Annotated in this window: 22 protein-coding genes, 1 other RNA gene and 1 pseudogene; 4 read left to right on the top strand and 20 right to left on the bottom strand. The window is 36.3% G+C overall.

Annotated elements, in window-relative coordinates; translation table 11 throughout:
* Positions 1 to 19: 19 nt before the first annotated feature.
* The 7 genes from JFT95_RS06080 to JFT95_RS06050 all read right to left on the bottom strand — a co-directional run bounded on the left by JFT95_RS06080 (position 20) and on the right by JFT95_RS06050 (position 4,327).
* Positions 20 to 202 (bottom strand): DUF3921 domain-containing protein, encoded by a 183-nt coding sequence (locus JFT95_RS06080; protein ID WP_002126488.1) that lies wholly within the window; start codon positions 200 to 202, stop codon positions 20 to 22.
* A 61-nt stretch (positions 203 to 263) separates the two neighbouring features.
* Positions 264 to 1,403: a THUMP domain-containing class I SAM-dependent RNA methyltransferase gene (locus tag JFT95_RS06075; protein WP_002011868.1), complete on the bottom strand. Its 1,140-nt coding sequence runs from the start codon at positions 1,401 to 1,403 to the stop codon at positions 264 to 266.
* Positions 1,404 to 1,583: 180 nt separating this feature from the next.
* An RNA gene (rnpB, locus tag JFT95_RS06070) (RNase P RNA component class B) lies at positions 1,584 to 1,975 on the bottom strand.
* Positions 1,976 to 2,062: 87 nt separating this feature from the next.
* Complete coding sequence (gpsB, locus tag JFT95_RS06065; protein ID WP_000622426.1) at positions 2,063 to 2,398, bottom strand: cell division regulator GpsB; 336 nt, start codon at positions 2,396 to 2,398, stop codon at positions 2,063 to 2,065.
* 97 nt (positions 2,399 to 2,495) lie between these two features.
* Positions 2,496 to 3,050, bottom strand: a complete 555-nt coding sequence (locus JFT95_RS06060; protein WP_201051701.1) for an SLOG family protein — start codon at positions 3,048 to 3,050, stop codon at positions 2,496 to 2,498.
* Positions 3,051 to 3,106: 56 nt separating this feature from the next.
* Entirely contained in the window at positions 3,107 to 3,532 is a 426-nt protein-coding gene (locus JFT95_RS06055; protein WP_002011871.1) for a CotD family spore coat protein, read from the bottom strand.
* A 156-nt stretch (positions 3,533 to 3,688) separates the two neighbouring features.
* Complete coding sequence (locus tag JFT95_RS06050; protein ID WP_201051699.1) at positions 3,689 to 4,327, bottom strand: YppG family protein; 639 nt, start codon at positions 4,325 to 4,327, stop codon at positions 3,689 to 3,691.
* A 177-nt stretch (positions 4,328 to 4,504) separates the two neighbouring features.
* Between JFT95_RS06050 and JFT95_RS06045 the strand changes: the two genes are divergently transcribed.
* Positions 4,505 to 4,696 (top strand): YppF family protein, encoded by a 192-nt coding sequence (locus tag JFT95_RS06045; protein WP_002030817.1) that lies wholly within the window; start codon positions 4,505 to 4,507, stop codon positions 4,694 to 4,696.
* 25 nt (positions 4,697 to 4,721) lie between these two features.
* On the opposite strand, the pseudogene JFT95_RS06040 reads toward JFT95_RS06045, so the two are convergent.
* Positions 4,722 to 5,065 (bottom strand): annotated as a pseudogene (locus JFT95_RS06040) (YppE family protein).
* Positions 5,066 to 5,080: 15 nt separating this feature from the next.
* A complete protein-coding gene (locus JFT95_RS06035) occupies positions 5,081 to 5,323 on the bottom strand; it encodes a hypothetical protein (RefSeq protein ID WP_002030820.1) in 243 nt (80 codons plus the stop codon).
* A gap of 118 nt (positions 5,324 to 5,441) precedes the next feature.
* Here JFT95_RS06035 and JFT95_RS29975 point away from each other — a divergent pair, with 118 nt between their 5' ends.
* Positions 5,442 to 5,588, top strand: a complete 147-nt coding sequence (locus tag JFT95_RS29975; RefSeq protein ID WP_306302660.1) for a phage portal protein — start codon at positions 5,442 to 5,444, stop codon at positions 5,586 to 5,588.
* 343 nt (positions 5,589 to 5,931) lie between these two features.
* Here JFT95_RS29975 and JFT95_RS06030 read toward each other — a convergent pair whose 3' ends face one another.
* Complete coding sequence (locus tag JFT95_RS06030; protein WP_078204387.1) at positions 5,932 to 6,957, bottom strand: DUF2515 domain-containing protein; 1,026 nt, start codon at positions 6,955 to 6,957, stop codon at positions 5,932 to 5,934.
* 103 nt (positions 6,958 to 7,060) lie between these two features.
* Here JFT95_RS06030 and recU point away from each other — a divergent pair, with 103 nt between their 5' ends.
* Both recU and JFT95_RS06020 read left to right on the top strand, forming a co-directional pair.
* Positions 7,061 to 7,663, top strand: coding sequence for a Holliday junction resolvase RecU (gene recU / locus JFT95_RS06025; RefSeq protein ID WP_002030800.1), 603 nt, complete (start codon positions 7,061 to 7,063; stop codon positions 7,661 to 7,663).
* Between the two features lie 66 nt (positions 7,664 to 7,729).
* Complete coding sequence (locus JFT95_RS06020; RefSeq protein WP_201051697.1) at positions 7,730 to 10,444, top strand: penicillin-binding protein 1A; 2,715 nt, start codon at positions 7,730 to 7,732, stop codon at positions 10,442 to 10,444.
* 26 nt (positions 10,445 to 10,470) lie between these two features.
* Here the strand turns inward: JFT95_RS06020 and JFT95_RS06015 are convergent, their stop codons facing one another.
* From JFT95_RS06015 to panB, 10 genes are all read right to left on the bottom strand, one after another.
* Entirely contained in the window at positions 10,471 to 10,989 is a 519-nt protein-coding gene (locus JFT95_RS06015; protein WP_201051694.1) for a YpoC family protein, read from the bottom strand.
* 3 nt (positions 10,990 to 10,992) lie between these two features.
* Positions 10,993 to 11,640 carry an endonuclease III gene (nth, locus tag JFT95_RS06010; protein WP_002030794.1) on the bottom strand — a complete coding sequence of 216 codons (648 nt, stop codon included), beginning with the start codon at positions 11,638 to 11,640 and terminating at the stop codon, positions 10,993 to 10,995.
* Between the two features lie 15 nt (positions 11,641 to 11,655).
* Positions 11,656 to 12,363, bottom strand: a complete 708-nt coding sequence (dnaD, locus tag JFT95_RS06005; protein ID WP_012260639.1) for a DNA replication protein DnaD — start codon at positions 12,361 to 12,363, stop codon at positions 11,656 to 11,658.
* A 121-nt stretch (positions 12,364 to 12,484) separates the two neighbouring features.
* Positions 12,485 to 13,672 carry an aspartate transaminase AspB gene (gene aspB, locus JFT95_RS06000; RefSeq protein ID WP_002011860.1) on the bottom strand — a complete coding sequence of 396 codons (1,188 nt, stop codon included), beginning with the start codon at positions 13,670 to 13,672 and terminating at the stop codon, positions 12,485 to 12,487.
* 18 nt (positions 13,673 to 13,690) lie between these two features.
* Entirely contained in the window at positions 13,691 to 14,194 is a 504-nt protein-coding gene (locus JFT95_RS05995; RefSeq protein WP_002141044.1) for a cell wall elongation regulator TseB-like domain-containing protein, read from the bottom strand.
* A gap of 7 nt (positions 14,195 to 14,201) precedes the next feature.
* Entirely contained in the window at positions 14,202 to 14,372 is a 171-nt protein-coding gene (locus JFT95_RS05990) for a YpmA family protein (RefSeq protein WP_002086589.1), read from the bottom strand.
* Between the two features lie 250 nt (positions 14,373 to 14,622).
* Positions 14,623 to 17,427 carry an ATP-dependent DNA helicase DinG gene (gene dinG, locus JFT95_RS05985; RefSeq protein ID WP_201051692.1) on the bottom strand — a complete coding sequence of 935 codons (2,805 nt, stop codon included), beginning with the start codon at positions 17,425 to 17,427 and terminating at the stop codon, positions 14,623 to 14,625.
* 130 nt (positions 17,428 to 17,557) lie between these two features.
* Positions 17,558 to 17,941: an aspartate 1-decarboxylase gene (gene panD, locus JFT95_RS05980; protein ID WP_000490180.1), complete on the bottom strand. Its 384-nt coding sequence runs from the start codon at positions 17,939 to 17,941 to the stop codon at positions 17,558 to 17,560.
* Positions 17,942 to 17,953: 12 nt separating this feature from the next.
* A complete protein-coding gene (panC, locus tag JFT95_RS05975; RefSeq protein WP_201051690.1) occupies positions 17,954 to 18,802 on the bottom strand; it encodes a pantoate--beta-alanine ligase in 849 nt (282 codons plus the stop codon).
* Positions 18,802 to 19,638, bottom strand: coding sequence for a 3-methyl-2-oxobutanoate hydroxymethyltransferase (gene panB, locus JFT95_RS05970; RefSeq protein ID WP_002011854.1), 837 nt, complete (start codon positions 19,636 to 19,638; stop codon positions 18,802 to 18,804). Before panB ends, panC begins: the two co-directional genes overlap by 1 nt.
* Between the last annotated feature and the right edge of the window lie 186 nt (positions 19,639 to 19,824).

Genomic DNA, 19,824 nt, shown 5'->3' with positions numbered 1-19,824 from the left:
GAAAAAGGAAAATTTTTTTCTATATTAATGACCTTAAATAACGTTTATCAATCGCTGTTTCATGTGAAAGAGCTGACAAATATTCTTCCTGCGCTTTTTGTATTCCATCTACAATTGCACCTTGACTATCCACTTCTTTTCCGAGCTCATCATACGTACGGTGAATAGCTTTTTGAATCATCGATAATTGGAAACTATCCATATCACTTCCTCCTTTACGCATTACATAATAGCCAGTATATGCGTGCTGGAGGAGTTTTATACTATGAATTACGCGGTGGACGCTTTCCAAAGTATTGATAGTAATCTGTACGGATAAATCCGTTAAACAGTTTACGCTTTTTCGATGCATCTTTCCCATAACATTTCTCAAATGCTTCATAACTTGTTAATAAATACATTGACCACGTATCTAATGGGCGGAATACCTCTCCCATTTCTTTATATAATTTTTCAACAAGCGCTCTTTCACTTAAACGTTCTCCGTATGGAGGATTCGTTACAACATAGCCATATTCCTCTTTTGTCGTGAAATCTTTTACTTGCATTTGTTTAAATGATATAAGATCCCCTAATCCAACTTCTTCTGCGTTATCTTGGGCAACTCTTATCATACGGTGATCGATATCTGATCCAATGATTTGCAATGGTTGATTATAATTAGCTAAATCTTCAGCTTCTTGACGAGCTTCGCGCCAATTTTGTTTACCAACCCAGCCCCATTCATCCGATGCAAAGCCTCGGTTAAATCCTGGTGCGATATTTTGTCCAATTAATGCAGCTTCAATTGGAATTGTACCAGATCCACAGAAAGGATCAACGAAAGGACGATCCGCCTTCCAGTTTGTTAACTTAATTAAAGACGCAGCTAATGTTTCTTTTAAAGGCGCTTCACCTTGCTCAAGACGGTATCCACGTTTATGAAGACCTACACCACTTGCATCGATTGTTAACGTCGCAATATCCTTGAGCATTGCAATTTCAATACGGAATAACGGTCCATCTTCTTCAAACCAAGTTGTGCGTCTATACGTTGTTTTTAATTTCTCAACAACAGCCTTTTTAACGATACGTTGGCAGTCTGAAACGCTAAATAATGTTGATTTCAAAGATTTCCCAATAACAGGAAATTCTCCGTTCTCTGGAATATAATCTCCCCAGTTTAACGCTTTTGTTTTTTCAAATAACTCATCGAATGTTGTTGCTTTAAATTCGCCGACTTTAATTTTCACACGGTCTGCAGTACGTAACCATAAATTCGTACGACAAATCGCTTTTTCATCCGCTTCAAACGTTACCTTTCCGTTTTCCACTTCACATTCATAACCAAGATCGCGAACTTCTCGGGCAACTAACGCTTCAATACCCATTGCCGCTGTTGCAATTAAAGTAACTTTTCCCATTTGCATTCACCTCTTATGTATAATCAAACAATAATTAATAACATGTTGTCCTATTAATTATCACATATTACGAAGAATATTCTCACTTACCATTTTAACTCACAACTTATAACTTCATACAAATAAAAAGCCCTCCTCTAACAAAGGAGAGCTGAGTTATTTCATAGTTGGTTCATAACGTTCTGTAAGCCATGTTCTGTTCCTTTGTACTGCAAACGGCCCACGCCTCGTACTCCGGTGGTAATCATCTATCTACAGGTTACGAAAACCTGTCCTTTTCCGTCGTTCATTTCCTTGGAAAAGATTCCCCTACCATTATTTGGGTTTCTCGCTCGTGGGGTTTACCTCGTTCCACTCCTATCATTTCTTCAAGGACTTCGTCACTGTGGCACTTTAAAGGTAGTCAAACCATATCCGAAAGGACTTAGGTTTTTTCCCTGCCGTTAAACCAGCCTTGCAGCCAGAATACCCTAGCTTATGACTTGGCTAGGCACGAACACTACAGCCATCTCAGGCCGTGCGAGCATGGACTTTCCTCTACAACGTTGGCGTTGCAGCGATTACCCAAACGTTATGACAAACATTAGTATAGTGGAAACAAAAAGATTTTGCAATGTTTTTTTCTATGTAAAATGCTTTAACCTTTTTGTTACCTTAATTTATTCGTATAACTTACTTCCAAATACAGCTTTTTCTAAATTAGATAGACGTTTTAAAATATCCGTATTCGTATTGTTATACACTGGTTGTGCAACTGGTGTTTGTACCGGTTGTTGCGGAACTTGTGTTGCCGCTACTTTTTGTTCTTCTAATTCACGTTTCAAACGAGCATTTTGTTGTTTTAATTGATCAAATTCCTTATGAAAAGCTTCATAATCTTTAATAATCATATCAAGAAACTTATCTACTTCTTCTTGTTGATAACCTCTCATACCTGTTTTAAATTCTTTTTCTAAAATATCTTTCGCTGTTAATTTAATTTTATCCGAAATCATTTTCTTCACCTCAAATTTTTGCCAAAGCTTTCATTAACTAAATTTTTTCAGAAACAACGCCTTTTGTCAATCAAATATACGAGTACTATATTACATATTACTCTGCATTATTCCACTGTTCCTCTTCCATTATATCTTGTAAATCAGAAAAAAGAATGAAATAACTGTGATAATTTTCTATTTCTCCTTTTTTCTTAGCTGCTTCTACAATATATTTAGGGCTCCCAGACTTTTCTTCATCATATACAGCTAAAAGTGCATCGCTTTTTTCAATAAAAAATTGATTCTTTAATTTAAATTGCTCTGGGCTTTCGTACTTCCGTTTCGTAATACTATCAATATGATCTGCTTGTGAAAGAATAAATTCGTAATATTCACGGTTATCTTCCTTCCAATTTTCCTCTTGTTCTAAAAAAGGAGTAAATACAGCTAATTTTAAATTTGGATATTCTACTTGAATTTCAAAAACAACTTCAGCAGCCCATAGCTCTACTCCTAACTGACCACTTATAATAACCCACTCCAAACCTTCTTCTACAAAAACAGTTAATTTACGACGCAGCGCCTTTTTTATACACTCTACTCCTGGATGATCATTTTTAAATATTCCAAGTTCAAACGGCTTATATCCTGTTACAGCAACAACCTGCATATCAACACTCCAATTACAAAAAAAGAACTAGCATTTCGCTAGTTCTAACATATCATTTACTTTTTAAACATTCCACCAACGTTTGGTCCGATATTTGGTCCAAATGGTGATACATTCGGTCCTGGTCCAAATGGTGATACGTTCGGTCCTGGTCCAAATGGTGATACATTCGGTCCTGGTCCAAATGGTGATATTTGATGCCCATGGTGATGATGGCCATGACCGCATGGTCCACATCCTCCGCCGAATCCTGGATCACCAGGATCTACAACGTTTACGTTCGAGTTTGTTTGTGGGAAGAAGCTTTGATTTTTAATTTGTTGATGATGAACATGCGTTGTATGAGTTGGAAAAATGTGTGGTACCACCGTTGTTGAAAAAGAATGTGTTACGCATTGTTTCGTTGGATGAATAACAGGAGCTGTCGTACAAATAGGTCCTACAGGCTTATGCCCTCCAAAGCAAGGATGACAATGATGCATAGTTTTTTCTCTCCTCTCTCATTAAAAAAATCTGACTACACTTTACAATATGAGCGAGGGACTAAAGCCGCTTGTTATATATACCCATTTATTTCATGGAAATTTGTCTAGTATCCAATTTCATACGTAATACCTATTATAGACAACCCCCTACTATTATTTACCAAAAAAGCCCCCGACTTGCTTAACAATCCCTGTTACTTGATTCATCGCGTTCATCATTTGTCCAGCCGTGTTCATCATTTTATTTACATCGTAGTTACCATCTGATGATTTAAATTGTGAAACAAAACTAGAAAACTGACTTGGTTGCTGTTGCTGTTGCTTTTGTTTATTCATCGTTGGATATGGTTGTTTTGGTGGATAAAACATAGCTTGTTGATTTACATATTGAGCTGGCGACATGTAGTTTTGTGAATTCATATACGCTTGCTGTGGTTGATTCGTATACATTTGCTGCGGCTGATTCATATGCGGTTGTTGCGACTGATCCATGTGCGGTTGTTGCGGCTGATTCATATGCGCTTGTTGCGGCTGATTCATATGCGCTTGTTGCGGCTGATTCATATGCGCTTGCTGTGGTTGATTCGTATATGCTTGTTGCGGCTGATTCATATGCGCTTGCTGCGGTTGATTCCCAAACGACACTTCAAATGGTTGATAATAATTTTGGTTTCCATAATGAGGCTCGAAAGGATACATATTATATCGTAAATATGTATCCTCATTATATTGGTACATATTTTGCTGTGCATATGGATTTGCTTGCTGATATACATTAGGTTGTTGAAACATGCATTCTCTCCTCCTTGGCATAAGTTTCTACATATAGAATATGTACCTATAAAATAAAATGTGTGACGGAGTACCTGTCTGTTTTTGTCGGAAGTTTAAATTTTTAAAAAAATTAGAAAGTAAACCCTTCCATGCTATGATAATAAGGAAGAAGATTCTCATGGGGGAGGAATCAACATGGTATTAGGGGATTTAAAACAAGCGTTTTCTCAAAAAAAGGGGTATTACACAGAAAATTCGAATGAACTGTTAGACTTTGCAAGACATTGTTATCTTGAAGGAAAAGTATGCATATCAGATTACCGAACATTAATACGAGAGTTAGAAATAAACGGTGCAACAAAACCTACAACAGTGACAGAGGCATAAAAAAACAAGAGGGTTTTCCCTCTTGTTATTTACATTGATCTACGATATTTTGCAAAGTATACGAAATAGCTTGATGAGTTTCAAAGAAACGTTTGCCTTTTCCCTTATTAACAAAACATTGTAGCACATTAGTTTGTAAATTATCATACACTTGATCAATTTGTTGTACATGTATATACTTAGGTCGTTCTTCCTTTATCCACCTATAAGCTAATTCTTTCCACATCTCTAACTCCGCATCTACAATATCAACAAATGGCTTCATATCCTTATAAAAATCGTATTCAGCCATCTCTCTTTTTTCACATTCGCTTCATCATTATACTGCATTAACTTCTCCGAAGACTGGATTAATGCTTCATGTCCCATTTTGTTCCCACCTTATTATGCACTCACTACGACGTTTTGAAATGTCTTTACCCAGCTCCCTTTTTCTTCGTGATGCACTAATTTATTTTCCATATGTTCTATATGCATTTCTGTTATTTCTATCTTATTGCGTATTTTTTCACCTTTATCCTTCAATGCATGATTCATTCTAATCCCAATCTTCATTTCCAGCAAATCGAGAGAACTTAACATTTGATCCATTTTTTTCATAACATCTTCCTTCTGAACCATCGCCATATTTAAAACGCCCCCTTCTTTGCCTTTCCTTTGTCATGTAATTTCGCCGATTGATTAATTACTCCTTCTCACATGACAAAACTAGTTGATATTCGTCAAAGAAATCATTTAGTATGCCATTATTAGAAATGGTAACAATACAAAAAGGAGGTGTATTACGATGGCAAAAAATAAAAACGAAAAAAAGAAAAAGCAAAACAAACAACAAAACAAACCTGAGACTGGTAATCCAAAGCTTGATGGTCCAAATTTCCCCGCTACATAAAGTGAAACTTTAATCAGTGGGGTTTTGTTCATCCCCCACTGATTATTAGCCCGCACCAATCGGGTGTTTACGGACAGCAGGGCTTCCACCTACCTTCTTTGCTCCAGCCAAATTTTGAGGTGGGAGTTTTACTGTCCGCAAATAGCGGGATAAAATGACACTTTAACCAAAGTGGCTTTTACAAACAACTATTTTCTAGTCTACCTTACCTCTTCGCTTTCGATAAGTGTTGAAGTTAAAGTCGTACTGCCGGCAAATAGCCGATTAGAAAGTAACTTGTTGTAGAGCATATTACTTTTAATAAAGAAGTCCCGCCCTCATTTAAGAAGGCGGGACTTCTTTATTATATCATGAACTCATCCATTCTTTTAACAAAACTACTTAATATAGAAAGAGTATGTATTTGCTCCCTCTTCTTTCTATACCATTCTGTTATATTAATTTCCCCCTTAGGTTTTTCAAGTAAAAATAATGAATCTATTTCCAACCCTTCACTAAACCAATCTTTTTCAATTAACTTTTCATGAGTGACAATAGAATACGCATCCCGAAGAGCCGGCGTACATGATTTTCTAATTCCCCTTATATTACATTCATAATCCATCCTTGATCCTGTATGCCTAGTTTGCACTGCAAATTTATAAAAAGAAGCCTTATACTTTGAATGAAATAATAACCAAGCTAATTGTTTCCCCAGTTCTATACGTTTTTGCAACGTTTCAAATTGATAAACTGAAAATCCATACATTCCCCCTTCCACCATTGGAAAAATAACTGCACTAACGTGAAATATTTCTTGAAATTTGAATAGTGCAGTATCAAATACATGTTTTTGAAAGTATGCATTCTCAATTACTGGTTTTTGAATTTTATTTTGTTCATTAATAATAAGTGCCGTCATAAGCCTATTTATATCTTTTTTCTCCCAAAACGCGCCCCATTCTTTTTCCATAAAAATTGATATGTTGAAAAATTGTAACAAATGAAAGAGCGGCGCACATCTCTTTTTACTTTCCTCATACAGTAATAGTTGAGGAAATGCATCTAAAAAAATGAGCCAATTGGCTTTCTCATACAAATGAAATAATCGTCTCTTAACTGTTTGAGATAAAAGATTAGAATAATATTCTCCTTCTAAATCTGTCATGTTCCATCCCCCATTCCTTGAAACCATGCTTGCTAAAAAAGACCATCTAATTTCTCTATTTCTCAAATAATATTCTTGGTAAGATTGTGTACGTGAAATATTATCTACGTTAGCTACATCCGTGCTCTCCTTAATAGTAAGAACTATAGCTTTTTCCTCTTCTGTACAAAAAATATCATTACGGGTCTGTTTAATTTTTTCGTAATCATTCCATCGAAACATGAGTAAGTCACCATACCTTTCTTGAAAAAGGTCACATCTTTTTTCATTTTTTGATATAATCACCTTTGTAAGTAAATCTTATCAAGTTGGGAGTGGACAAAATATGACCATTCGTTACCCAAATGGAAAAAGGTACGATCAAGCTTCACAACCTCATAAAACACCAATAAAAAAACATACTTACAGTAATAGAGGTATGTCCCTTGAAGAGGAATTGAATGACACCAATCAATATTACTTAACCCATAATATTGCATGCGTACATAAAAAACCTACACCTCTTCAAATTGTAAAAGTAGATTACCCCGCTCGAAGTGCTGCAGTGGTAAAAGAAGCGTATTTCAAACAACCTTCTACAACAGATTACAACGGTGTATACAAAGGGAAATACATCGATTTTGAAGCGAAAGAAACTAAAAATAAAACCAGTTTTCCACTTCAAAACTTCCACCTTCATCAAATTGAACATATGAAGCAAGTAGTCGCTCATAATGGAATTGCATTTGTTATTATTAAATTTACACTTTTTGATGAATTTTATTTATTAGATGCAAAACATATTATTGCATTTTGGAATCGTCAAAATACTGGTGGACGTAAATCGATTACAAAACAAGAAATAGAAGAGCATGGGTCTTTATTATCATGCGGTTATCACCCTCGAATTGATTATATCCGCGTACTAGACACGGTTTATTTTTCGTGATAGAGTCATCACTAAGGCTCTTTTTTCGACTTTTGGGGGAGAGAATGAAAGGTAGGAGAAAGTATAATGTCAGATAATTATCGTTCTCGTACAGAACGAAATCATGTAAAAAATCAAACGAAAGAAACAAATAATAAAGAAGAAAAACCAAAGAAAAAAGGTTCCTTTTTCAAGAGATTTCTTATAGGTTGTCTACTTCTTGGTATCGTCGGTCTCGTAGCTGGCGTTTCGGCCTTCTTTGTTATGGTAAAGGACGCTCCAAAACTAGACAAATCAAAGCTAGTCAATCCTTTATCAACAAAATTCCTTGATAAAAACGGGAATTTCTTCTATGAATACGGTGCTGAAAAACGAACCCATGTTACATACGATCAAATTCCAAAAGTAATTGAAAGTGCATTCCTTGCGACTGAGGATGCTCGTTTCTACGATCATAATGGAATTGATTTTAGACGTACTGGAATGGCAGTCATGGAAAATGTCACTGGTGGTTTTGGATCACAAGGTGGTAGTACGATTACACAGCAAGTAGTTAAAAACTATTTTCTAACGATGGAAAAAACTGCAAAAAGAAAAGTGCAGGAATGGTACTTATCTTATAAGTTAGAGCAACAGTACTCAAAACATGAAATTTTAGAAATGTACTTAAATAAGATTAACCTCGGTAATCGCTCTTACGGTATTTCAACAGCAGCAAAAAAATATTACGGCAAAGATTTAAAAGACATACAACTACACGAAGCTGCAATGCTCGCTGGTTTACCCCAAGGTCCTAACATTTATGATCCAACAAAACCAGATAACGTTGATAGAGCAACGAAACGTCGTAATATCGTATTAACATTAATGAACCGACACGGGTATATAACGAAACAAGAAATGAATGATGCAATGCAAATCTCTGTAACACAAGGACTTCTTCCATCTTCAGAAGTGACTGAAATGAAGTATCAAGCATTTATAGATGCTGCTGTAAAGGAAGTTGAAAAAGAATACCCTGATGTAAATATCGGTTCAGATGGTTTAACGATTCATACAACACTTGATCAAGATGCTCAAGATTACGCTGAAAAAATTATGGATGGGAATCTCATCAAGTATCCAAACGATCAATTCCAAGGATCATTCGTATTTATGGATACTCAGTCTGGAGAAGTTCGAGCAATCGGCGCTGGTCGTAAAGAAAGTAAATCTACTTTCAAAGGTCATAATATGGCAGTTGATTTAAAACGCCAAGTTGGTTCAACAATGAAACCAATTTTCGACTATGGTCCTGCAATTGAAAACCTTCAATGGTCTACTTATCATCAATTAAATGACTCTGAATATACTTACTCTGATGGCACAAAGATTAAAAATGCTACGGGTAATTTTAAAGGTGACGTTTCACTTCGTGAAGCATTGAAGAAGTCATTAAACATCCCGGCTTTAAAAACAGCTCAAACAGTCGGTATTCCTAAGGCACAAGAGTTTGCTGAAGGTTTAGGAATGACGTTTAAAGATGGGAAAGCATATGAATCTACTGCAATCGGTAGTAATGAAGGCTCTCCGTTAGATGTCGCTGGAGCTTATGCAGCATTTGGAAATGACGGTGTATACAATAAACCTCATTTCGTTAGAGAAGTTATTTTCCCAGATGGAAAAAAGAAAAGCTTTAAACCGAAAGAACAACGCGCAATGCATGACTATACAGCTTACATGGTTACTGACGTTCTTCGTGACGTAGTAAAACCTGGTTCTGGCGGTACAGGTCCAACAGCATATGTTTCTGGATTCGACGTTGCTGGTAAAACAGGAACACAAAACTTTGATAAATCTGTTATTAAAAAATACGGTATTCCAGCAGATGCCAACAGAGATAGTTGGTTCGCAGGATATACACCACAATATACAATGGCTGTATGGACTGGTTATGAAAAAGATAGCCCAGAAAATTACATTAGCGATCGTTCTACTAGAATTGCTCAGCAAATGTTCCAAGCAATGATGAGCAAATTTGCTACGGATAAATCTCGTTTCGAGCGCCCTTCTTCTGTACAAGAATTAAATGGAGAACTGTACATTAAAGGTGCGAAAAAAGATGCAGTTAAAGAAATTAAAGTAGATCCACCTAGTGGCCTTAATGTCGCTTTCGATGGCGCTAGCACAGTGACACTGAACTGGTCTGGACCATCATCAAATGTTGATGCATACGCAGCAAGCTATAAAGCTACTGACGGTTCTAGTGGTAGCTTATCAGTAAGCGGTACGACAGCTACTCTTGGTGGTATTAAACCAGGTGTTACTTACAGTTTCTCTGTAGTAGCGAAAAAGGGTACTGGAACAAGCCCTGCAGTTGGTGCATCCTTCACTGCCCCTGGCGGAACTCCAGATGCGAAAAAAGCTGATGAAGAAGCTAAGAAAAAAGCTGACGAAGAAGCCCTGAAAAAGACCAATGAAGATAAACTAAAACAAGAAGAAGCTAAGAAAAAAGCTGATGAAGATCAGCGTAAACAGCAAGAACAGCAACAGCAACAACAACAAGAACAACAACGTAAACAACAAGAACAACAGCAGCAACAAGAACAACAACGTAAACAGCAAGAAGAAGCTCAAAAGAAAGCCGCTGACGAAGAGGCTAAGAAGAAAGCTGACGAAGAAGCTAAGAGAAAAGCCGACGAAGAAGCTAAGAGAAAAGCTGACGAAGAAGCTAGAAAAAAAGCTGAAGAGCAACAACAGCAACAAAATACCGGGGAAGATACACCTCACGCGGACGGAAATGTTGTTACAACAGAGTCTTAATAAACAAAAAAAGAAGTCGGTTTCTCTTAATGAGAAACCGGCTTCTTTTTTGTTATCATTTTCTTTACATATAGCTTTTCTATTTCGATATACAACTGTGCTAATTGAATATACGAATGGTAATTACTCGGTTTCTTTATAATAAATGAATATCGCTCCATAAAATTAACAGGTTGTACTTCCAATTTATTCGTATTTACTTGCATCTCATTCAAACTATGAACAGGCTGCTCATTTAACCAATATATAACCGATAGAAAGTGCGCTGCAAAAAGAATCATCGGACCCTCAGCTTCTTGTTTTTTTCTGTTTCGAAATAGTATAGCAATTTCTTCATGCTTGCTTTTCCATATATTTAACACCGCTGGAATACTTGTTTCAATTTCATTCCATGGCTCATATTTTCTTTCAATATCAAATATAAAGTAAGTATTTTGTATTATCTCTTCAAAAGATTGGTCTGTGTGATACGTAATCGAATTTGCACTCTCTTTAAAAAATGGTACGCACCGAAACTCTTTCGGTATTTCTATAACTCGCTCCATCCTTTATTTCCCCTTCATTCGTTTCTTTCCTTCGCGACATATTTCTAGTAATCGACACTCTTCACATTGTGGTCGCTGCGCCTTACAGTAATAACGTCCGAAGAAAATCATACGGTGGTGTGTAACTCCCCACTCATCCATTGGAATTTTCTTCATCAATGTCTTTTCCACTTCTAACACAGAATCTTTCCATCTACAAATTGCTAACCGTTTACTCACTCTCTCTACATGCGTATCAACAGCAATCGCTGGAATCCCAAACGCTACCGAAACAACTACATTCGCCGTCTTTCTCCCTACTCCTGGTAATTTCGTCAGCTCATCACGGTCTTCTGGAACTTTCCCGTTATAATCATCTAGTAACATCCGGCACAATTTTTGAATATTTTTCGCCTTATTTCTAAACAATCCAATGGAACGTATATCTTGTTGTAATTCTTCTAAAGACACACTTAAATAATCTTCTGGTGTTTTATATTTTTGAAATAAGTTTTTCGTCACTTTATTCACAAGTACATCTGTGCATTGTGCAGATAATGCCACTGCGATTACAAGTTCAAATGGATTATCATGAATTAATTCACAATGCGCTTCTGGATACATATCCGCCATTGTATCTAAACAATAACGAATTTGCGTTTTGTTCAACATATCTTTCCTCCTACACTACTGCTCCAACCAATTATAAAAAGGCACTTTCCCAGTAAATTTAGTCTCTTGTTTTGTCGTTTGTTGTGCGCGTTGTTGATTCGCTCTAAATTTCTGGCCTTGATTTTGCGCTTGATCTACCGTTTTAATTCCGTTCTTTTTCCACTCAAACAAAATACGATCAATATACCGGAAATTAAGTTTACCACTCATAACAGCTTCACGAAGAGCCGCTTGAATTAAATTCGGATGGTGTTGATCTTGATCTTCCCACATCCCTAATGTTTCACATTCAAATGGCGAAAGTGGTCTTCCGAATTCTTTTTCAAATACTGTATATAAATTTACTTGAATTTGTTTTTGTTCTTTTTGCTCTTCCTCTATAGATTCATTCATTAAAAAGTGCAATATTTTTTCCCACAGTGGTTGTAAAGAATAACTTTCACACATCATCGCTTCAGATCTTCGTCCACCTTCTAGTGCTAAAAAACCTTTTTGGATTAAAGTCTGAATCACTTCCATGCATTTCATTTCTGTTATCGTCATCCGTTCTGAAATCTCTGAAGGAGTCGGGAACGAATTACCTGATTCTAAAAATGTGTGTACATGAAGTACTACCATAAATTCCGTCTCATTTAAACCTAGCTTTTTATAATGCATCATAAGCAATTTAGGAATCGCTATGCTTCCCTGTTCAAACCATTGTAACATCATTTTCTTTTTCATCACCAAACACCTCGTTCTCTAGTATAACACACCTTTAGCCATTTCTTTTTGCCACAATTCGTCAAAAAAACCTCCCTATATATAGGGAGGTTTTTTTCCATTTACTACAAGAAACAGACGATTAAGCCTGTACTTTACTTTTCATGAACGTATGAATTCGTTCTAATGCTTTCTCAACTTGCTCAAGAGATGTCGCATACGATAATCGAACGTTATTTGGTGCACCAAATCCTGTACCTGGAACAAGAGCCACCTTTTCTTCTTCTAATAATGCTTTTGCCCACTCATCAACTGTATCATACCCAGCTAACGCTACGGCTTCTTTTACATTTGGGAATAAGTAAAAAGCACCTTGTGGCTTAATGCAAGTGAAACCAGGAATTTGAATTAATTTATCATAAATAATGTTCAATCTTTCTTCAAACGCTTGACGCATTGTTTCTACAGGTTCTTGTGAGCCTGCATACGCAGCAATTGCACCATATTGAGCAATTGAAGTAGGGTTTGACGTACTATGACTCGCTAAGTTCGTCATCGCTTTAATAAGCTGCTTATTTCCTGCTGCATATCCAATACGCCAACCTGTCATAGAATGTGATTTAGATACACCATTAATAATAAGTGTTTGTTCTTTTAATACATTAGAAAGCTGGGCAATTGAAGTATATTCCGCGTCACCATAAATTAATTTTTCATAAATCTCATCTGAAACGATTAAGATATCATGCTCTAAACATACTTCTCCAAGCTGTTGTAATTCTTCTTTGCTGTAAATCATCCCTGTTGGATTGCTCGGTGAATTAATAATAACAGCTTTCGTTTTCTCTGTAATTGCCTCACGCAGCTGCTTTGCTGTAATTTTGTACTCATTGCCTTCTAGACCTTCTACATAAACTGGCTTACCACCAGCAAGCTTTACTTGCTCAGGATAACTTACCCAATAAGGAGTTGGGATGATAACTTCATCTCCTTCATCAAGTAACACTTGGAATAATGTATATAATGCATGCTTGGCACCATTACATACAATAATTTCAGATGGATCATACGCAATTCCTTGATCACGAGTAAACTTCTTCACAATTTCTTGTTTTAACGCTTGTAATCCACCTGTTGGTGTATATTTCGTATGTCCTTCTAACATCGCTTTATGCGCAGCATCCATAATATGTTTTGGCGTATTAAAGTCAGGTTCTCCTGCTCCTAATCCAATTACATCATGACCTTCTGCTTTTAATGCTTGTGCCTTTGCTGTAATTTCTAAAGTTGCAGATGGTGTTAAAGCAGCTACTCGCTTTGCTAATTTCATTTGTAGTTCCCCCTACATCTATTTTTCAATGCTGTAGTGTCCAGCATAAACCCCATTTTGAAACTCTAAATAGTAATACGTATAACGATCTTCCTGATCAATATATGTAATTTCCCACAATGGAATATCGTTTTGAGCACCTAATTTTACTTTTATAATTTCTTTTGGTTTCGGCTTCGGCTCAGCACCTTCTCCTGTAGCTTGTTCAGCCAACTTTTGCAAAGCTTCTTTTTTAGAAATACCTTCGCTCTTTTTCTTCACAAGGACATTTCCTTTTTTATCAGGCACCCAAACGATAAGTTGTTCTCCTTTTTCATCTGTACCTTGTACGACTGTATATGAAGATTTTCCGTTATAATAATCAACGGTATTTACCTTTGTAATCTTTGCCTTTTCTTTCGCAATTTCTACAGACTTTGACTCTTTTGGAATTTTCTTTTCCATCGCTTTATTATAAACATATGCCCCATATATTCCGCTAGCAACGATAACGATAATGATTGTAAAGATCCACTTTTTCATTGTATCACTACGTTCTGTAAATCGTAAATACAGCTGTTTCTTTATCTTTTTCGTCTAATGCTAATCCGAACATGAGGTCCTGCTCTTTTAACGTACGATTCAAACCATCAACAATTTTATACAAGTCAGACGAATATTTAATACGCGTCGTTGATAGGACTTCGATTTTCTTATCCATGAAAAAACTCCTCCGTTACACAAAAATTTCTAATTATAGAAGAACGCAATGCGGTTACAATAAGAGTACATTCTTTACAACCCCTGCTTCATCACCCATCTATTATAGCAGGACATGTACAGCAAAAAAAGGTTTCAAATCGAAAAGCAATATATTTTGTATACAAGAAGTAAGAAAAATAAAATTCCTCCTACCCACATTTTTTACGCCTGAAGTTTAAATGTACTTCAGGCGTATTTTTCTTCCAATTTTATCCATTTGACGATTCTTCTAACTGTACTAACAATTCTTCTAACGGTCCTTCATAGAGCGGTACAGTTGGGATTGATTGTAAAAATCGTTTTCCATAGGAAGAACTTGTCAAACGACGATCTAATACAAATACAGTTCCCGTATCTGTATTTGTTCTAATAAGACGACCAAACCCTTGTTTGAAACGCAAGATTGCTTGCGGGAGGGCCAACTTATCGAATACGTCTTCTCCTTGATTTTTTAACCACTCTCCTTTTGCTTCCATCATCGGCTGATGAGGAGGGGTAAAAGGCAGACGGACAATGACAAGACAGCTTAGGGCATCTCCAGGTATATCTATCCCTTCCCAAAAACTACTTGTTCCTAACAAAATCGATTTGTCGAACTCCTGGAATTTGCGGATTAGACGACTTCGGCTCTTATTATTCACACTTTGCGTTAATAATAAATATCCTTCTAATGTCTCATCATTTTTCAAATTCGTATACGCTTCTTTCAACATTTCATACGAAGTGAATAAAACGAGCATTCTACCTTTTGTAGCTTTCGCTATTTTCGCAATATGTGCCGATATAGACTCAATATATTCTTCATTACTTGCTTTCTTAATAAAAGGTACATCCGTTGAAACCATTAATTTCATTTGCTCTTCAAAACGGAATGGTGATGGAACCTTTAATGTATTGGGAGCAAAATCATGTAAACCTAGCTCCTCTTTTATATAGTCGAATGAATCATTAACTGTTAACGTTGCTGATGTGAAAATAACACTCTTTTTCTGGGTTAAAAATTCATCAGCAAATCTTTCACCAATATGAACAGGCTGCGCATATAGAACTGTTGAATGAATCGTTCCCTTCGTTTCAGTCTCCATCCATGTCACGTATGAATTTTTTTCTAAAATGAGTAATTGTAAAGATTGTGCCATCTTTCTCAACAACTCAATTAAATGCATAAATTCACCTGTAACGACATGCATCTCCCATTCTAATTTACTTTGCAATATTTCAGCTTGCTTCTCAAGTGTAGTCAATAACTTTCTTACATCATACACAAATCGATTTGTTAACTCGGTAATGCTATCCCATAACTTACCTTTCTCTACTTCCGTGTTATATCGATAAATGAGTGGCATATTGCTCATCCCTTGTTCCTGCTTTGTTTGTTTAAATACGAAAGTCCGTAACATTTGAAATAGTTCATCCGTATCAAATTTCAATTCCTTCAAACTATGACTCACCATACGGAAAGTCGAACGCGATGCTTGCTCTGATTTTTTCATCATTTTATATACTTTAGAAAGTACATCATCTGTTTCTAGCGTACCAAGACGAGATAAAGCTAATTGAAAATACATGCATGAGAATTGTTCACCTAATGTTCTACTCGCCGCTTCCTCGATATGATGAGCTTCATCAAAAATAATATGTTCACATGAAGCAAATAGTGGTTCTTCACTTGAAAAATCTTGAAATAATAACGCATGATTTGTAATAACGATATCTGCAAATAATGCTTTATTCTTTGCTCTTTGATAAAAACAACGACTATACCAGTTGCTTTGCATCCCGCCTGGACTATGTACATCACTACAAATACGGTTCCAAAGTAACTTGCCGCCCTCAGGAATATTCAATTCATCACGATCGCCAGTTTCCGTTTGCAATAACCACACTAAAATTTTTGCCTTTGTGAGCGCCATATCATAATTTTTCTCTTCCTCTTGCAAAGCATATTCAAATTTGTGTAGACAAAGGTAATGCTTTCTTCCTTTCAGAAGAGCTACTTCAAATGAAAATGGCATTATTTTCTTTAATAAAGGAATTTCTTTTTCTAGTATTTGTTGTTGCAATTGTACAGTTTGTGTACTTATAATGACAGGTTCTTCTTTTTTCTTTGCGAAATAAATACTTGGAAGTAAATATGCAAGCGTCTTCCCCGTACCTGTTCCTGCTTCAATCAGTGAAAACCTAGAATCTCTTAGCGCTGTATATATTTCCTTCATCATAATTTGTTGGCTTTCTCTTTTTTCAAACTTTGGCATATTCAATTCAAGTTTATCGATTGTCTTATGTAAGAAAGCATCAAATTTAGATGAGTATGTTTCACTGAGGCTTAAAGAATAATTCCGCTTTCGAAGCGCAATATTTCGATACACCTCACACTCCTCTGCCTCTTCTTTACCATGCATCATTTTCTTTAAAATATTTTCAGAAAGTACATCAGCTATATCACTTTGGAAAACATCACTTAATTCATAAAGCGATTGTAATGTGACAAGTGGTAACTTTTCAATTTCACTTAAAAATTGTAAAAACAACTCCGCTGTTGCAAGAGCATCACTATCCGCACGATGTGGTTGATCGTGCTCTAGTTCATGCTGCTTAGCTAAATCACGTAATTTATAACTATCAGCTGTCGGCAAAAGAATTTGCGCCAATTCAACTGTATCAATTTTAGGACAATGTACTTCTGTATATCCAGCTTGCCTTAATTCTTCATTTAAAAAATTCCAATCAAAGTGAACGTTATGTGCAACAAAAGCCGCACCTTGTAATAGCTCAACAATCATCGGGGCTACATCTCGAAATAACGGGGCTTGTTTTACAAGATCTTCATCAATCCCAGTTAATTCTGTAATAAATAGGGGAATCTCTCTCTTCGGATTAATAAAAGATGAAAAAATCTCTAATATCTCTCCAGCTTCCACTACAACAGCTGCAATTTGGGTGATTTTATCCTTCCCATCCTTCCAGGAGTTCCCTGTCGTCTCTAAATCAACAACGACATAACGCTTACTCATATATGTAACACCTCAATTTCTTACCTATCAAACACAAAAATTATATAATGTTACTATACCACGTTTTACCTCATCTTAATGAAAAGATGCACAAAAAAGCTATCTCCTTAATTAGAGATAGCCTTCCTACTTATAATATCGTGCCAGCTTTTTCAGCACCTAACATTTCAATAATTTGATTATCATCGTCTAATACTGCAATTTTCGGCTCTTGTTTATGAACATTTTCTTCTGCCACTAAACCATAGCAAATAATAATAACTTTATCACCCGGTTGTACAAGCCTTGCAGCTGCACCATTTAAACACACAACACCGCTACCGCGCTCTCCTTTAATAACATATGTCTCTAAGCGAGCTCCATTGTTATTATTTACAATTTGTACTTTTTCATTTTCTACAATATTTACCGCATCCATTAAATCTTCATCAATTGTAATACTACCTACATAATTTAAATTTGCTTCTGTTACAGTTGCACGATGTAACTTCGCTCTCATCATTGTGCGAAACATAGATGCTCCCCCTTATTTCCCCATTAATGTTATATTGTCAATTAATCGTACATTTTCAAACTTAACCGCAATCGCTACAATGATTCTTCCTTCAATTTTATTTATTGCTTTTAATGAAGGATATGCATATAAATCAGCATAATCTACAGTGCCTTTCGTATACTTCTCAATATGCTCTTTCACAAGATTCATAATGATTTCCGGATTACGTTCGCCTGCCTCAATTCGTTCTTTCGCTATACATAGACTGCCGTATAAATGAGGAGCCTCTTCACGTTCTTCTAGTGATAAATACACATTACGAGAACTTTTCGCTAATCCATCTTCTTCCCTTACAATATCAACTGGTACGATCGTAACGGGAATATTAAAATCAGTTACGAATCCTTCAATTACAGCTACTTGCTGTGCATCTTTCATACCGAAATAAGCACGCGTTGGCAATGTAATATTAAATAGTTTCATTAGTACAGTCGCCACACCAGCGAAATGACCAGGTCTTTGTTTGCCACATAATACGTCGGTACGCTTCACAACTTCTACTGTTGTCGTTTGTTCTGCTGGATACATCTCTTCTACACTCGGATAAAATAAATAATCAACACCATTTTCTTTTGCTACATTTTCATCTCTAACAATATCACGTGGGTATCGATCTAAATCTTCATTTGGTCCAAATTGTAGTGGATTTACAAATACACTTAAAACTACAATTTCATTTTCTTCCCTTGCCTTACGTAGTAACGTAGCATGCCCTTCGTGTAAATACCCCATCGTTGGAACAAAACCGATACTTTTTCCACTTGCATGCAGTTCGTTTGTAATTTGCTGCATCTCTTGCACTGTAGTTATGATTTTCATTATTGTTTTCCTCCGTATAACGCTAAGCACTCTTCCTCTTTCATTGTAAATGAATGTTTTTCTTCAGGAAATTGCCCTGTCTTTACTTCAGTAACGTATTGCGAAATCCCTCGCACAATCTCCTCTTGAACAGACGTATATTGCTTCACAAATTTCGGAACACGATTTACGCCGTACGAGATAAGATCGTGGTATACAAGAACTTGCCCATCTACTTTTTGTCCTGCTCCAATTCCAATTGTAGGAATTGTTAACTGCTCTGAAATAAGTTCTGCTAATTGCATTGGCACACATTCTAGCACAAGTGCTATCGCACCAGCTTCCTCACATTTCTTTGCATCTTCTATTAATTTTTTTGCACTTTCAGCATCTTTCCCTTGTACTTTATACCCACCTAGCACTCCTACAGATTGAGGAGTTAAACCTAAATGCGCCACAACGGGAATTCCCGCATTCGTTAAGTAGTGAATAGTTGATATAACTTCTCCAGCACCTTCTACCTTTAATGCATGTGCCCCGCTCTCTTGAACAATGCGACGTGCATTAATCATCGTATCTTGCAATGAGACATGATAAGACATAAATGGCATATCAGTTACAATAAAAGTCTCTTTCGCTCCGCGGCGTACAGCTTTCGTATGATGAATCATATCCTCTACTGTTACTGGAACTGTTGAATCATACCCAAGTACAACCATTCCTAGAGAATCACCCACTAAAATCATATCGACTTTAGCTTCTTCTGCTAATTTAGCAGATGGATAATCATACGCCGTTAGCATTGTAATCGGCTCACCTTGCTCTTTCATTTTCAAAAAATCTGTTTTTGTTTTCAAAAACTACTCCTCCTTTATGCAGGAGAGAGGAGATGGCCGAAATCATATAAAAAACCCCTCTGGCCATAAAAGGGCAGAAGGGTTGTGTGTTAGTCGGCATTATTCATCCCTCTGTCCCAGTCCATTATTGGATCAAGGCAGAATCCAAATTATTATTTTTTCATACTGCGTAAAATAATGGTGCAG

It is taken from the genome of Bacillus sp. TH17 (genome assembly GCF_016651125.1).
Classification (GTDB): Bacteria; Bacillota; Bacilli; order Bacillales; family Bacillaceae_G; genus Bacillus_A; species Bacillus_A mycoides.
The sequence above is the reverse complement of the archived record's forward strand: the minus strand, read 5'-3'. Positions and strand labels throughout refer to the sequence as shown.